The 16,013-nt window shown below is 30.0% G+C and carries 12 protein-coding genes; 5 read left to right on the forward strand and 7 right to left on the reverse strand.

Going from position 1 to position 16,013, the window contains the following annotated elements; all coding sequences use genetic code 11:
* Positions 1–21 precede the first annotated feature (21 nt).
* A complete protein-coding gene (locus tag ACFDSN_RS00920) occupies positions 22–1,830 on the forward strand; it encodes an acyl-CoA dehydrogenase family protein (protein ID WP_375237938.1) in 1,809 nt (602 codons plus the stop codon).
* Between the two features lie 209 nt (positions 1,831–2,039).
* Here ACFDSN_RS00920 and ACFDSN_RS00925 read toward each other — a convergent pair whose 3' ends face one another.
* Together ACFDSN_RS00925 and ACFDSN_RS00930 are read right to left on the reverse strand one after the other, a co-directional pair.
* Positions 2,040–3,818 carry an ABC transporter ATP-binding protein gene (locus tag ACFDSN_RS00925; protein WP_375237939.1) on the reverse strand — a complete coding sequence of 593 codons (1,779 nt, stop codon included), beginning with the start codon at positions 3,816–3,818 and terminating at the stop codon, positions 2,040–2,042.
* 150 nt (positions 3,819–3,968) lie between these two features.
* Positions 3,969–5,153: a cytochrome-c peroxidase gene (locus ACFDSN_RS00930; protein ID WP_375237940.1), complete on the reverse strand. Its 1,185-nt coding sequence runs from the start codon at positions 5,151–5,153 to the stop codon at positions 3,969–3,971.
* Between the two features lie 142 nt (positions 5,154–5,295).
* Between ACFDSN_RS00930 and ACFDSN_RS00935 the strand changes: the two genes are divergently transcribed.
* On the forward strand, positions 5,296–6,486 hold the full coding sequence (locus ACFDSN_RS00935; RefSeq protein ID WP_375237941.1) for a multidrug effflux MFS transporter: 1,191 nt from the start codon (positions 5,296–5,298) through the stop codon (positions 6,484–6,486).
* Between the two features lie 20 nt (positions 6,487–6,506).
* Here the strand turns inward: ACFDSN_RS00935 and acs are convergent, their stop codons facing one another.
* Positions 6,507–8,414 carry an acetate--CoA ligase gene (acs, locus tag ACFDSN_RS00940; RefSeq protein ID WP_375237942.1) on the reverse strand — a complete coding sequence of 636 codons (1,908 nt, stop codon included), beginning with the start codon at positions 8,412–8,414 and terminating at the stop codon, positions 6,507–6,509.
* A gap of 194 nt (positions 8,415–8,608) precedes the next feature.
* Between acs and ACFDSN_RS00945 the strand changes: the two genes are divergently transcribed.
* Positions 8,609–9,697 carry a heparan-alpha-glucosaminide N-acetyltransferase domain-containing protein gene (locus ACFDSN_RS00945; protein WP_375237943.1) on the forward strand — a complete coding sequence of 363 codons (1,089 nt, stop codon included), beginning with the start codon at positions 8,609–8,611 and terminating at the stop codon, positions 9,695–9,697.
* Between the two features lie 56 nt (positions 9,698–9,753).
* Here the strand turns inward: ACFDSN_RS00945 and ACFDSN_RS00950 are convergent, their stop codons facing one another.
* Positions 9,754–11,523, reverse strand: coding sequence for an ABC transporter ATP-binding protein (locus ACFDSN_RS00950; protein WP_375237944.1), 1,770 nt, complete (start codon positions 11,521–11,523; stop codon positions 9,754–9,756).
* Positions 11,516–12,265 (reverse strand): tRNA pseudouridine(38-40) synthase TruA, encoded by a 750-nt coding sequence (truA, locus tag ACFDSN_RS00955; RefSeq protein ID WP_375237945.1) that lies wholly within the window; start codon positions 12,263–12,265, stop codon positions 11,516–11,518. The genes ACFDSN_RS00950 and truA overlap by 8 nt, the downstream gene beginning before the upstream one ends.
* Positions 12,266–12,340: 75 nt before the next feature.
* Here truA and ACFDSN_RS00960 point away from each other — a divergent pair, with 75 nt between their 5' ends.
* Positions 12,341–12,838, forward strand: coding sequence for a metallophosphoesterase family protein (locus tag ACFDSN_RS00960; protein ID WP_375237946.1), 498 nt, complete (start codon positions 12,341–12,343; stop codon positions 12,836–12,838).
* A gap of 58 nt (positions 12,839–12,896) precedes the next feature.
* Here the strand turns inward: ACFDSN_RS00960 and ACFDSN_RS00965 are convergent, their stop codons facing one another.
* Both ACFDSN_RS00965 and ACFDSN_RS00970 read right to left on the reverse strand, forming a co-directional pair.
* Positions 12,897–13,517 (reverse strand): hypothetical protein, encoded by a 621-nt coding sequence (locus tag ACFDSN_RS00965; RefSeq protein WP_375237947.1) that lies wholly within the window; start codon positions 13,515–13,517, stop codon positions 12,897–12,899.
* A gap of 207 nt (positions 13,518–13,724) precedes the next feature.
* On the reverse strand, positions 13,725–14,132 hold the full coding sequence (locus tag ACFDSN_RS00970) for a DUF4293 family protein (protein WP_375237948.1): 408 nt from the start codon (positions 14,130–14,132) through the stop codon (positions 13,725–13,727).
* A gap of 202 nt (positions 14,133–14,334) precedes the next feature.
* Between ACFDSN_RS00970 and rho the strand changes: the two genes are divergently transcribed.
* Entirely contained in the window at positions 14,335–16,002 is a 1,668-nt protein-coding gene (gene rho / locus ACFDSN_RS00975) for a transcription termination factor Rho (RefSeq protein ID WP_375237949.1), read from the forward strand.
* Positions 16,003–16,013: the final 11 nt, after the last annotated feature.

Consider the following 16,013-nt stretch of genomic DNA (forward strand, 5'->3'; position numbering starts at 1 on the left):
AAAAACTTAATACAAAATAAAATGTCAGCAACAGAAAAAGATATATTAAGAGGAGGACAATTTCTAGTAAAAGAAACTAATTGTGAAGATGTGTTCACACCAGAAGATTTTACAGAAGAACAGAATATGATGAAAGAAGCGGTTTCCGAATTTAATGAGCGTGAAATCATTGCACATAAACCAAGATTTGAAGCAAAAGATTATGCTTTAACGGAAGAAGTTATGAGAAAAGCTGGAGAACTAGGCTTTTTAGGTGTTGCTGTTCCTGAAGCTTATGGCGGTTTAGGAATGGGCTTTGTGTCTACTGTTTTAACTTGCGATTATATCTCATCTGGAACTGGATCTTTTAGTACAGCTTTTGGGGCACATACAGGAATTGGGACTATGCCAATAACACTTTATGGAACAGAAGCTCAAAAACAAAAATATGTTCCTAAATTAGCCTCAGGAGAATGGTTTGGAGCTTATTGTTTAACAGAACCAGGAGCTGGATCTGATGCTAACTCTGGAAAAACGACTGCTGAATTATCAGAAGATGGAAAATCTTACAAAATTAACGGACAAAAAATGTGGATCTCAAATGCAGGGTTCTGTAGTGTGATGATTGTTTTTGCTCGTATTGAAGATGATAAGAATATTACTGGTTTTATTGTAGAATATGATGCTGAAAACTCAAATGGGGTTACTTTAGGTGAAGAAGAACATAAATTAGGTATTCGTGCCTCTTCTACTAGACAAGTATTTTTTAATGATACTGTTGTGCCTGTAGAAAATATGTTGGCTGGTCGTGGAGAAGGATTTAAAATTGCAATGAATGCACTTAACGTTGGTCGTATTAAACTAGCAGCAGCTTGTTTAGATTCTCAAAGAAGAATTTTAACTACCGCAGTTAATTATGCAAACGAAAGAAAACAATTTAAAACACCTATTTCAGATTTTGGAGCAATTAAAGTAAAGTTAGCAAAAATGGCAACTGATACTTATGCTGGTGAATCTGCAACTTATAGAGCTGCAAAAAACATTGAAGATAGAATAGCAATGCGCGAAGCTGCTGGAAACACTCACCAAGAAGCAGAATTAAAAGGTGTTGAAGAATATGCCATAGAATGTTCTATCTTAAAAGTTGCAGTTTCGGAAGATGTACAAAATTGTGCAGACGAAGGAATTCAAATTTTTGGTGGAATGGGATTCTCTGAAGAAACTCCAATGGAAGCTGCCTGGAGAGATGCTAGAATTGCACGTATTTACGAAGGAACAAACGAAATTAACCGTATGCTTTCTGTTGGAATGTTAGTTAAGAAAGCTATGAAAGGTCATGTAGATTTATTAGGCCCAGCAACTGCTGTACAGAATGAATTAATGGGAATTCCTTCTTTTGAAACTCCAGATTATTCTGAGTTATTTTCTGAAGAAAAAGCAATGATTGGTAGACTTAAAAAAGTATTCTTAATGGTTGCAGGTGCTGCGGTTCAAAAATTTGGTCCAGAAATGGAGCAACACCAACAGTTATTAATTGCTGCTGCAGATATTTTAATTGAAATTTATATGGCAGAATCTGCAATTTTAAGAACAGAAAAAAATGCTAAACGCACAAGTGAAAAAGAACAAGCTGTACAAATTGCAATGTCTAAATTATATTTATACAATGCTGTAAGTATTGTTGAAGGAAAAGGAAAAGAAAGTATTATTTCTTTTGCTGAAGGCGATGAACAACGTATGATGCTTATGGGACTTAAACGTTTTACAAAATACACTAACTATCCAGATATTGTAGATTTACGTAACGAAATTGCAGAAAAAGTTAAATCTGAAAACAAATATTGTTTCTAAAAAACCTATTAAATTTTAGTTTTAGTTAATTTTAAAGTGCTTCTCTCCTATTTTGAGAAGCATTTTTTTTTCTTTTAATTATTTCAACACAATAAAAACTCAATTTTATTTACTTCACTTTGTCATTTTTTTCAACTAACTTCGTTTAACTGCTGATATAAAACATTATAACGATTTCATATCATCTTGTTAAACGAAATCTATAAAATCTAAATCTTAGCTTGATACGTGTATAAATCAAAATAACGGCCTTGTTTTTCTATTAATTGGTCGTGATTTCCACGTTCTGCTATTTTACCATTTTCTATAACTAAAATTTGATCTGCTTTACGAATAGTACTTAACCTATGCGCAATAACAATAGTAGTTCTGTTTTTAGTTAATTCTGCTAAACTTTTTTGAATTAAACCTTCGCTTTCTGTATCTAAATTAGAAGTTGCTTCGTCTAAAATTATTAATTTAGGGTCTGCTAAAATTGCTCTTGCAATGGCAATACGCTGGCGTTGTCCACCAGATAACTTTACGCCTCTTTCTCCAATTAAAGTTTCTAATCCATCATCAAATCGATCTGTAAACTCATTAACATAAGCAGATTTAACTGCAAACTGTAATTGCTCTTCTGTAGCGTTTGGTCTTGGAAATAAAATATTTTCTCTTATACTGCCTTCAAATAAAAATTCATCTTGTAAAACCACACCTAAATTTTCACGAAAACTATTTAATTTTACTTCTGCTATATTTCTACCATCAATAGTAATTTCTCCACTTTTAGGATTTAAAAATGTAGCAGATAAACCTGCAATAGTAGATTTACCAGAGCCAGAACTTCCAACTAAAGCTATTACAGAACCAGATGGTGCTTTAAAACTTATATTATGTAATACATTTTTATCTGTTTCGTATGCAAAAGAAACATCTTTAAACTCTAAATCGCCTTTAAAGTTTGGTAATTCTAAGGTTCTATTTTTGTCATCTTCTTCGGTTGCTAATTGCATTAATTCTTCGGTTCTATCTAAACCTGCTAAAGCTTCAGTTAACTGGCTTCCAATATTACTCATTTGAACAATTGGAGCAATCATAAAACCTAAAACTAACGTAAAGAATAAGAAATCTCCCGAAGTCATTTCTCCTAAAATCATATAATAACCACCAATTCCCATAATTCCAGTAGTTGCTACACCAATTAAAAAGGTGGAAGAACTTGTCATTAAAGCAGTTGCAGTTAAACTCTTTTTTACATTTTGAAATAATTGATCTACACCTTTTTCAAAGACTTCTTCCTCTTGTTTTTCGGCATTAAAGGCTTTAATTACTCTAACTCCAGCTAAAGTCTCAGTTAATCTACCTTTAACCTCAGCACTAATCTTACCTCTTTTTCGAAAAATTGGACGAATATATTTAAATGCTTTTAATGCTATAATTGCAAATATAGATAGTGGTATAAACACAAAAAGTGTCATCCAAGCATTTAATTTTATTAAAATAACTAAAGATATTATAGCTGTAAAAGTTCCTCCTACTAATTGAACTAATCCTGTTCCTATTAGGTTTCTTACGCCTTCAACATCGCTCATAATTCTAGATACTAAAGCGCCAGATTTTGTGTTATCGAAAAAACTTAAAGGAAGCGATAATACTTTTTTCTGAACTTGCGCTCTTAACTCACTTATTAAATATTGCGCTTGTACACTTAAAATTCGAGTTAATAGAAAAGATGAAATAGCCTGGACTGTAATAGCTATAATTACAATTCCTACTAATTGGTATAATTGTGAATAGTCTTTATTTGGGACAACTTCATCTAATAAAACTTTACTTTGCCACGGTAATATTAAACCCGATAAACTTCTTATTACAATTAAAATTAAGCCTATAAAGACCAGGTTTCGTCTTGGCCAAATAATAGTTTTAAAAGCCGTTTTTAAAGTAACTTTTGGTTTTGACTTTTGTTTAGAATCTGAGGTGCTTTTATCTTGTAGATGTTTCATTTTGTAGAGCTAATAGGAGTACAAATATACAAAGGATAATTAGGGTTATTTAATAGCTTTAACATAACCTTGACAAACAAAAAATGAAAACCATAAAAAAAAGCAATTCTTTTCAGAATTGCTTAAATACATTATAAATAATTGTTTTTTTTAGAAAGGATCGCTCCACTTAGTATTTGTATAAACATCTTGACCAGAAAGTGTTTTTAAAAAGGCTTCAACCGCATCTCTTTCGTCAGTTGTCATATTTAACTGTTGTCCATTTTGTCCAGGTTCTCCAAGTAATCTATTATCTAAATTAGTATTTCCAGTTGCATCAATAGAATTATAATGATTTAACACATCTGTAATAGTTGTTAAACTTGCATCATGCATTAATGGTCCATTTAATTGACCTTGGTAATCAAAAAGGTTACGTAAACTTGGTGACTTAGTATTGGTTAAATCTGTTGCATTTAAATCGGAAATAACACCTATAACACCATTGTTATTAGAATTAACATCTATATCAAATTCTGGAGCTTGGTGGCAACCAACACAACCGAATCCATCTGCATTTGGAGGATCATTAAACAGTGTTTTTCCTAGATTCTCTTGATCTGTATAATTAGAAAAAGGAGTGTTTATATTATTTGTTTGAGCTAAACCTTCGTCAAACTTAGAATCGAATGACTGAATACTCCTAACAAATTGGGCTAAACATTCTTGTAACCTTGCTTCTGTTAAAAATTCATCACCATATAATGCATTAGAGATTGCAGTATAATATTCTAAACTATTTAATTTATCTAATAAATCGGACATATCTAAATCGCCATCTTGACCACTAAAGCCCATTTCTATATGATCTTGTATTGGCTGCGTAGTTTGAGCCTCTAAAGTAGCAGCTCTTTCGTCCCAAAAGAATTTTTGTTCTACAGAGAAACGAGAATTTACAAGTCTCATAGAATGTCTTCCTGTAGCACCATTTACTCCAATACTTGCAACATTGCTATCTCCAAATGCTAAATCTTGATGATGGCAACTTGCACAAGAAACCGTATTATCTGAAGACAAGTTTTTATCGTAAAATAAAATTCTTCCTAAAGTTGCCTTTTCATTAGTAATAACATTTGTACCAGTATTATCTTTAATTATATAACCAGGAATAATTTGATTAGCATAATTATTCAAATTATTAAACTGAATTTCAGCACCAAAATAAGGCTCCAAAACTTGGTCTAATTCTGTGTAATCTATTGATGTTGTTGCTTCATAAGAATCGTCTTTTTTACAAGATTGAAAAATAACTATACAACATAAAACTATTAATTTTCTACAAAACAAATTTCTCATAAAACAATATTTTTATAGGTAACATACTTTAGATGAATTTATAACGAAAAACTTTCGGTGAAATTTTAAGGCATTAAGAATTTAACTTATTATTTAGATTATAAACTACCTTTAAGCCTATTAGAATATTTACTTTTGTTGAATGCAAAAAACTACTTCGGTTAAAATAGAATTTATAGTATTAATGGCTTTATTAATGTCCATTGTAGCATTATCTATAGATGCATTATTACCAGCTTTACCATACATTGGTATAGATTTAGGGGTAACCGATTTAAAAAAGCATCAACAATTAATTACAATGATTTTTTTGGGCTTAGGTTTTGGGCAATTACTTTTTGGTCCATTATCTGATAGTTATGGAAGAAAACCAATGGTATATATTGGTTTTTCTGTTTTTGCTATTGGAAGTTTTATATGTGTAACTACCAAAAATTTTGAGCTTATAATTTTAGGAAGAATACTTCAAGGGATTGGTCTATCTTCTCCAAGAACTATTTCTATAGCTATGGTAAGAGATTTATATAGTGGAGATTACATGGCTAAACTACTCTCTATTATAGTTATGTTTTTTATTTTAATTCCTATTATTGCCCCAAGTTTAGGTCAATTTATTTTAAACCATTATAATTGGAAAGCTATTTTTAATTTTAATTTAATATTTGGTTTTTTAGTAATTCTATGGTTTGCATTAAGGCAGCCTGAAACATTAACAACAGAAAAAAAAATTCCTTTTAAACCTTCCATTTTTATTTCTGGAACAAAAGCATTTTTTAAGCAAAAAAAATCTGTAGCATTTACCTTAATATCTGGTTTTATTACTGGCTCTTTTATGGTTTATTTAAGTACTTCTCAGCACATTTTTCAAGTACAATATGAATTAGGAGAATTGTTTCCATATGTTTTTGCTAGTACTGCATTTGCTGTTGGTTTTGCTACATTTAGTAATAGTCAACTTGTTATGCGTTTTGGATCTTTTAACATTGCTTTTTATGCAGCAATTGCATATTTTATAATATCACTTTTATATGTGATGTTATTTTCTTCTGGTGAAAACCCACATTTATATGTAATACTTACTTTTTTCTTATTACAATTTTTTGCTGTTGGCTTTCTATTTGGAAACTTAAGGAGCTTAGCAATGGAACCTTTAGGACATATTGCAGGAATTGGAGCAGCTATAAATGGTTTTATATCAACTATACTGGCTGTTCCAATAGCAGATTACATAGGTAGTTTTGTAACTACTTCTGCTCTACCTTTATTTATTGGATTTACATTTTTTGGTTTATTATCTGTACTAACTTTTATTTTTATAAAACAGATGAATTAAATTGTTCATGATAATTAAAACTACAACGCATTATCAATAATATCCTGAACACATTCTGGGTTTAAAAGTGTGCTAATATCTCCTAAATTAGTCGTATCGTTTTCTGATATTTTTCTTAAAATACGTCGCATAATCTTACCACTTCTTGTTTTAGGCAAACCTGTTGTAAATTGAATTTTATCTAACTTAGCTATAGGTCCAATTTGTTCCGTAATAATCTGATTAATCTCCTTTTTTAAATTTTCTTGTTTCCTGTTTTCTCCTGTTTCTTTAAGAATTACAAAACCATATAAAGCTTTTCCTTTTATATCATGTGGAAAACCTACAATAGCACTTTCTGCAACTGCTGGATGTTCATTTATAGCATCTTCTATTGGAGCAGTTCCTAAATTATGTCCAGAAACTATAATTACATCATCTACGCGACCAGTAATTCTATAATATCCTGTTTCGTCTCGTAAAGCGCCATCACCTGTAAAATACATATTTTTAAATGTAGAGAAATAGGTTTCCTTATAACGTTTATGGTTTCCCCAAATCGTTCTTGCCATACTTGGCCAAGGGAATTTTATGGCTAATCGTCCATTAACTTGATTTCCTAAAAGTTCTTCGCCTTGCGCATCCATTAATGCTAATTGTACACCAATAAATGGTAATGTTGCGTATGTTGGCTTTGTTGGTGTTACAAATGGAATTGGCGAAATCATTATTCCACCAGTTTCGGTTTGAAACCAAGTATCTACAATTGGTGCATTGTTTTTCCCTACATTATCATCATACCAATGCCATGCTTCTTCATTAATTGGTTCTCCTACAGTTCCAATTACTTTTAAAGATGATAAATTAGACTTCTCTAAAAAACCTAAGCCTTCTTTTGCCAAAGCTCTAATTGCTGTTGGAGCTGTATAAAATTGATTAATTTTATGTTTTTCTATAATTTGCCAAAACCTACTAAAATCTGGATAGCTTGGAACACCTTCAAACATGACACTTGTTGCACCATTACATAATGGTCCGTAAACTATATAACTATGGCCTGTAATCCAACCTATATCTGCAGTACACCAATAGACATCATTTTCTTTATACTGAAAAATATTTTTAAAAGTATATGCTGTATAGACCATATAACCAGCTGTAGTATGCAACATTCCTTTTGGTGAACCTGTAGAACCAGACGTGTATAAAATAAATAATGGATCTTCCGCATCCATTATTTCTGGTGCGCATTCTGAATATGCTTCTTGCATTAATGGTTCTAACCAAACGTCTCTTCCTTTTAGTAGTTCTATATCTTGATGTGTCCTTTTTACCACCAAAACTGTTGATACGTTTGGACAATCGTTTAAAGCTTCATCTACAATAGATTTTAAATCGATTACTTTTTGTCCTCTAAAAGAACCATCGGAAGTAATTACCATTTTACAATCACAATCATTTATTCGTGATGCTAATGCTGAAGCTGAAAATCCAGCAAAAACAACAGAGTGTATTGCTCCAATTCTTGAACAAGCTAAAACTGAAATGGTTAATTCTGGAATCATTGGTAAGTAAATACAAACGCGATCGCCTTTTTTAATACCTTGAGACTTTAAAACATTTGCCATTTTACAAACTTTCTCATAAAGCTGCTTATATGTAAAATGCTGTGCTTTTTCTTCTGGGCTATTTGGCTCAAAAATAAGAGCTGTTTTGTTCCCACGTGATAGTAAGTGTCTATCTAAACAGTTTTCTGTAATATTTAGTTTTGCGCCTTCAAACCATTTAACTTCTGGCTTATTAAAATCCCATGACAAAACATTATTCCATTTTTTTCGCCATAAAAAATGCTCTTCTGCTATTTCTTCCCAAAAAGCTTCTGGATTACTAACCGATTTTCTATAAACTTGAAAATACTCTTCTAAATGCTTTATATGGAAATTACTCATTCTGTCTTTTTTAAAACTTCAAGTTAAAAATAAAAAATGAATTTTAAAGACATAATAAATTTGATTAGAATTTTAACATAATTATTTGTCCACTAACTTTTATTAAGCTTCTCAATTTATAATAAAAATGACCTCAAAATTTATTACAGATTAATTTATCAATTATCTTTGTTTACTAAATTACAACTATAAACTTGAAAGCTAAACGACTTTTTTTCTTAGATGCAGTAAGAGCCTTTGCTATATTAATGATGCTTCAAGGTCATTTTATAGACACTATGCTTTTACCTGCTTATAGAGACATGTCTAGTTTACCATATATTATTTGGAGTTATTTTAGAGGAATAACCGCTCCAACTTTTTTTACCATTACTGGTTTAGTTTTTTGTTACCTTTTATTTAAAGCGGAACAAAAGGGTGACACAAAAAAAAGAATTAGAAAAGGATTAAGTAGAGGTTTTATGCTTCTTATTGTAGGTTATTCTTTAAGAGTTAATTTAAAAGATTGGTTTAGTGGTTATTTTAATACTTATTTTTTAACTATAGATGTTTTACAATGTATTGGCTTATCTTTAATTCTTATAATTACAATTTATTTTGTGCTCAGAAAAAACAAAATAATATTAGCAATTACATTTTTTAGTATTGGTTTTCTAATTTTTATATTTGAACCTTGGTATAGAACCCTAAATTGTAATAATTTACCTGTTATAATTTGTAATTATATATCTAAAAGTAATGGATCTGTTTTTACAATAATCCCTTGGTTTGGTTATGTTGCTTTTGGTAGCTTTATTGCTATAATTTTTAACACTTTTGAAAAAAAGAAAAACTTTAAACAAATAATGCTTTTTAGTTTTAGCATTATTGGTTTATGTGCTATTTATCTATCTTCTCCTGCTTTAAAATATCTTACTGAAATTACAGATATTTCTATTTTTACAGAAAGTGCTAACTATAACTATTTATTTTCTAGACTAGGAAACGTTTTAGTCTTGTTTTTTATTTTTTATGGACTAGAAAATTACTTAAAACAGTCCTTAATCACCAAAATTGGGCAAAAAACTCTATCTATCTATATTATCCATTTTGTTATTATTTATGGAAGTTATACAGGTTTAGGGTTAAAGAAATTTTTATATAAATCTTTGAATCCAACAGAAGCCATTTTTGGCGCTATAACTTTTATTATTATAGTCTGCTTTATATCCTTTTACTACGCAAAAACTAACGGATTTATTTATACTTATATTAGAAAAGCAATTGGTTGGGTTAAAAAGTAGATTAATATTACGTTTTTGTAAATGGTTTTATCAAAAGACTTACAAAACTTTTAATATTAATTCTCTTCCTTAGCATTTAAAAATTGTGCATTATATAGTTTTCTATAATAACCATCTGGGTTACCTAGTAAGTTTTTATGAGTTCCTTGTTCTATAATTTCGCCTGAATCTATAACAATAATTTTATCGGCGTTTTTTACTGTAGCCAATCTGTGTGCTATAACAATCGAGGTTCTATCTTTTGTTATTTTTTCTGTTGCGTTTTGAATAAGTTGCTCTGTATAAGAATCTACAGAAGAAGTTGCTTCATCTAAAACCAAAATACTTGGATTTGTAACATAAGCTCTTAGAAAAGAAATAAGCTGTCTTTGACCGGAAGACAACATTACGCCACGTTCTTTAACATTATACAAATAACCGTTAGGCAATTGCATTATAAACTCATGCACACCAATACTCTTGGCTGCTGTTTCTACATCTTCAAGAGTGATTTCTGGATTATTTAATGTTATATTGTTTAAAATAGTATCTGCAAATAAAAATACGTCTTGTAAAACCACTGCAATTTGCTGTCTTAAAGATTCAATAGTCATATTATTGATTGGAGTTTCATCTATACAAATTTCACCTTTATCAATTTCATAAAAACGGTTTAACAGGTTAATAATAGTACTTTTCCCAGCACCAGTTGCTCCTACAATTGCAATAGTTTCTCCTTGTTTTACATTAAAAGAAACACCTTTTAAAACAGTTTCATCTTCTACATAGCTAAAAACCACATTTTTAAAACTAATATTTCCATTAAAATTTGAAGCTTCAATGGTTCCAGAATTATCAATATGAGATGTTGTATCTAAAATTTTAAAAACTCGTGTTGCTGCTACCATTCCCATTTGCAGCGTATTAAATTTATCTGCTATTTGACGCAATGGCCTAAATAATTTTGGTATTAATAATACAAAAGCAAAAAGTACTCCTGTAGAAGATTCACCTTCTAAAATAATTCGCAATCCACCATACCAAACAACTAAACCTATGGTTATAGAAGATAAGAATTCACCAATTGGAAAGAAAATAGAATTGTACCAAACTGTTTTAATCCAAGCTTTTTTATGACGGTTATTAATTTCTTTAAAGTTTTTGTATTCTGTTTCTTCTCTTGTAAACAATTGAAGAATTTTCATTCCTGTAACGCGTTCTTGTACAAAAGAATTCATATTAGAAACTTCTGTTCTTACTTGCTCAAAAGCTTTCTTCATATACTTCTGAAACACTTTAGTAGCATAAAGTACAATTGGTAAAGTGACAAATACAATTAAGCTTAATTTCCAGTCTTTTAAAACCATAAAAACTGAAACAATTAGCATTACCATAATATCTTTAGATATAGCAAATAAAGATTCTCCAAAAACATCGCCAATACGCTCCATATCTGTAACAGCTCTAGTAACCAAAAGTCCTACAGAAGAATTATCGTAATACTTCATTTTAAAACGAAGCATATGATTGAATAATTTATCGCGAATATCTTTAATTAAATGCTGTCCTAACCATGATGAATAGTATGAAAACACAAACTGTAGAATAGATTCTAAAACAACTAAACTTAACATTAGAGCAATTAACTCAAAAAAGCCATCTTCAACTTTTGGTGTTATTTTTTCATCTATAACTTTTTCCAATAAATAAGGGACAGAAACACTTAAAACACCTGTAATTAAAACTACAAACAGCAATCCAAAAAAGACAAAACGATATGGTTTTGTATAAGCAAACAAACGCTTAAACAAACCAACATCAAACAAATTATCTTTACTGTTATTCATAATTTTTAATAGATTCTGGGTAAACTACTTCTGTTAAATATAATCCATGAGCAGGAACAGAATAACCAGCTTCTGCCCTATTTTTAGAAGCAAGTATTTTAGTCATATCTTCTGGTTGTAATTTCCCTATACCAACATTAATTAATGTCCCAACAATAGCTCTAACCATATTACGCAAAAAACGATCTGCAGTTATAAAAAAATGCAATTCGTTATCTACAATTTTCCATTCAGCAATTCTTAGATCGCAGTTATAAGTAAATACATCTGTATTAGATTTAGAAAAACACTCAAAATCCTTAAAACCAATTAATAATTCTGCTGCTTTATTCATAGCATTAACATCTAATTTAGGCTTAAAATAATAAGCAAAACAAGTATTAAAAGCATCTTTTTTAGGCGAAAGACGATACACATAAGATCTTGAAGTAGCATTAAATCTTGCATGAGACTCGTTACTTACTCTAAAAATAGTATAAACTGCTATATCTTTTGGCAATAATGCATTTAATTTATAAACGGTTTCTTCAACATCAATAAGATTTTTAGTATCAAAATGAGCAAAAATCTGTTTAGAGTGTACGCCAGAATCTGTTCGTCCAGCTCCAACTATAGAGATCTTAATCTTAAAAATAACACTTAATGCTTTTTCTAAAACTTCTTGTACAGAAATTGCATTGGGCTGAATTTGCCAACCATGATAAGCCTTACCGTTATATGAAAGTTCTATAAAATATCGCAAAGATTTATGCTATTTTTGTATTGAAATAACAAAGATAATTAGAAAAAAGGTTATCTAAATCACAATAGTTTCTTAATGCGAAAAATTCTTTTACTTTCAGACACACATAGTTATATAGATGATGCTATTTTGAACCACGTAAAACAAGTTGATGAAGTTTGGCACGCTGGTGATATTGGCGACTTAGAAGTTACCGATGCCATAAAAAAATTAAAACCTTTACGTGCTGTTTATGGAAACATAGATGATCATTTAGCACGTTTGGAATTTTCAGAATTTAATAGATTTACTTGTGAAAGTGTAGATGTGTTGATTACACATATTGGTGGTTATCCACCTAAATACAATAACAGAACTATAGATATTGTCAAAACAGAAAGACCTAGATTATTTATTTGTGGTCATTCTCACATTCTAAAAGTAATGCCAGATAAAGCTTTGAATGTGTTACATATGAATCCTGGAGCAGTTGGAAAACACGGTTTTCATAAAGTAAGAACTATGCTTAAATTTACCATTGATGGCGAAGATATTAAAGACTTACATATTATAGAGTTTGAAAATAGATATTGATTTTGTAATTAATTTAGATTATTAGTTTGACACCTTAGCTGGAAGTGTTTTTTATTTGTTATATCCCGTTGTTGGCAAACGTATTTTTTATTTTCAGATTCAACTTACTTCCGATTTGGTCAATTCCGTTAATTTCTAATTCATTTTTTTTAATTTCCGATTTCAAATAATAATAGTCAAACTGCTTAATAATTTCAATTCCGCAATTTGATAGGTCAATTGAAATCAGTTCACTTTTTAATTCAAACTCCTTTTGTTCTTCATTTGGTAAAATCCGCTGTAAAAAAACCTTATTGTCAAATTCAACTATAAAATCAGAAAAAACTTTTCCTTTTAGAAAAGACAATTCAGGATTACTTTTTAAAGAGTAAATTGGGTCTTCATCAAGCCAATCCATTTCCTTTTTGCTTAAAAACATATTTGAAGGTTCAGACTTTTCAATTTTCAGATTTTCGTTTTCAATCAGAACAGTCCATTTTAAATCTTCAAATTTTTTTACTTTTTCAAACGGCTTAATAAATAAGTAATAAATTCCATTTCCAATCATCCAAATTGGTAGATAGAATATAATAAAAGGAAGAGCAATTATTAAAATAAGTGTCTCAACATACCAAGGATTTTTTCCGATGTTGAGTTTTCCTTTTATTTCTCTAACTTCAATTGAAATTCGTGAGTTCATAATATGTTTGCCAACTCGTTATATAGTAACTTTTACTAACTATATCCTGTAAATAAAACAGGTTATAGTAGGTTTTTAGTTACTGTTATCCCGTAAAGATAATTTAATTATTCAATTAGCCTGTTGTATTAATTATAAACCATAAAAAAAACGCCAAACCTGTCGATTTGGCGTTTTTAACGCACTAATACTACTAAGATGTTAGGTTTAACGTAGTCGGTCTACAGATTTGACAAGATCTTCGTCCTTTTTGATGGCTTTATTGGCTAACACCAAGAAAACGATAGAAACAATAGGAAGAAACATCCCAATACCTTTCTCAGAAACTGTCGTTTCTCCAGATAAATTTAGAGACAGATACACGAAAAATCCTAGTAAAATTAAGTTTAATATTATATTTAAACGTCCCAAAACAAATTGAAACTGTCTATTTTTAAAACTAAATATACTAAACAAAGCTAAAGCAGCACTTAATAAAAAAGCTACAAGAGCTATAGTTTCGTCTTTTGCAAAAACAACAACATCTTCATATGTCCATAAATTAAACATAAATATTAGTCCGCTAGAAACTCCAGCGACTACCAATAAATATAATGTTTGAATACGTTGTAACATAAAAAATGTACTTTGTTAATACGTTCACAAAAATAGAATTTCTTTTTAATAATTACCTTAAAATATAAAAATATTGTTGTATAATTGCAGTAAGAACGTACAATAAGCTAGTTTACACGTTATTAAAATCTTCAGAAGTATCTTTTTTGATTTTCTTCAAAACAACTCAACTAAACAATTTCACAAAGTTAATTCAACATAAATGTTTGAAATCTCACAATTAAAAGAAATGAAACTTCCTGAATTACAGGAAATTGCAAAAAAATTAAGTGTTCCAAAATATAGAACACAAAAAAAACTAGATTTAGTTTATAAAATTTTAGATTATCAGGCGACTAACCCAAAAGCTATTTTAGACGTTAAGGAAAGTGCTCCTAAAAAAGTTTCTGAAGATAAAGAAAGTCAAAAAACTGTAGTTAAAAAAGATATTACAAAACCAAAACGTGCAAGAGTACAAAAAACAACAACTACAAAAACCGAAGAAAAACCTTTAAAAACAGAACACAAACCTAATCCAAGACCTGTTCAAAAAAAGTCTACTCCTCAAAAGCAAACTGAAAAGCCAGTTTCTAAACAAGAACAGACTAAAAACAATGACACAAAGGAACAACCAATAAAAAAAGAACAGCACAAACCTAATCCTAGACCTAAAAAAGAACCTGTACATAAAAATAATAACCGTAATAACGGAAATCAAAACACAAACAACGGTAATAAAGACAATAGGAATCGTTATCGTGAACCTAATTTTGAATTTGATGCTATCATTGAAAGTGAAGGTGTTTTAGATATTATGCAAGATGGTTATGGTTTTTTAAGAAGTTCGGACTATAATTACCTTTCATCTCCAGACGATATATATGTATCTCAATCTCAAATTAGGTTATTTGGATTAAAAGTTGGAGATACTGTGTTTGGAAACGTAAGACCACCAAAAGAAGGTGAAAAATACTTCCCTTTAATTAAGGTTAGTAAAATTAATGGTCAAAACCCTAATGTAGTTAGAGATCGTGTTGCTTTTGAGCATTTAACACCTCTTTTCCCTCAAGAAAAATTTAATATTGCTGAAAAACAAGCTACTATTTCTACTAGAATTATGGACTTGTTTGCTCCTATTGGTAAAGGACAACGTGGTATGATAGTATCACAACCAAAAACAGGAAAAACAATGCTACTAAAAGATGTAGCTAATGCTATTGCAGCTAATCATCCAGAGGTTTATCAAATGATTTTATTAATTGATGAACGTCCTGAAGAAGTTACAGATATGCAACGTAATGTTCGTGGAGAAGTGATTGCTTCTACTTTTGACAAAGAAGCTCATGAGCACGTAAAAATTGCAAATATTGTTTTAGAAAAAGCAAAACGATTGGTAGAATGTGGTCATGATGTTGTTATTCTTTTAGATTCAATTACTCGTTTAGCAAGAGCTTACAATTCTGTACAACCTGCATCTGGAAAAATACTTTCTGGTGGTGTTGATGCTAATGCATTACATAAGCCAAAACGTTTCTTTGGTGCTGCACGTAATATTGAAAATGGTGGATCTTTAACAATTATTGCTACTGCATTAACTGAAACTGGCTCTAAAATGGACGAAGTTATCTTTGAAGAATTTAAAGGAACTGGTAACATGGAATTACAATTAGATCGTAAAATTTCTAATCGTAGAATTTTCCCTGCAATAGATCTAACGTCTTCTAGTACAAGACGTGACGATATTTTATTAGACCCAAAAACTATTCAAAGAATGTGGGTAATGCGTAAATATTTAGCAGATATGAACCCTGTAGAAGCTATGGAGTTTATTAACGAAAGATTTAAAGGCACTCGCAATAACGAAGAATTTTTAATTTCTATGAACGGTTAACTTACCAAAAA

Origin of the sequence: Aurantibacter sp., from assembly GCF_042094015.1 — a bacterium.
Taxonomy (GTDB): Bacteria; Bacteroidota; Bacteroidia; order Flavobacteriales; family Flavobacteriaceae; genus Aurantibacter.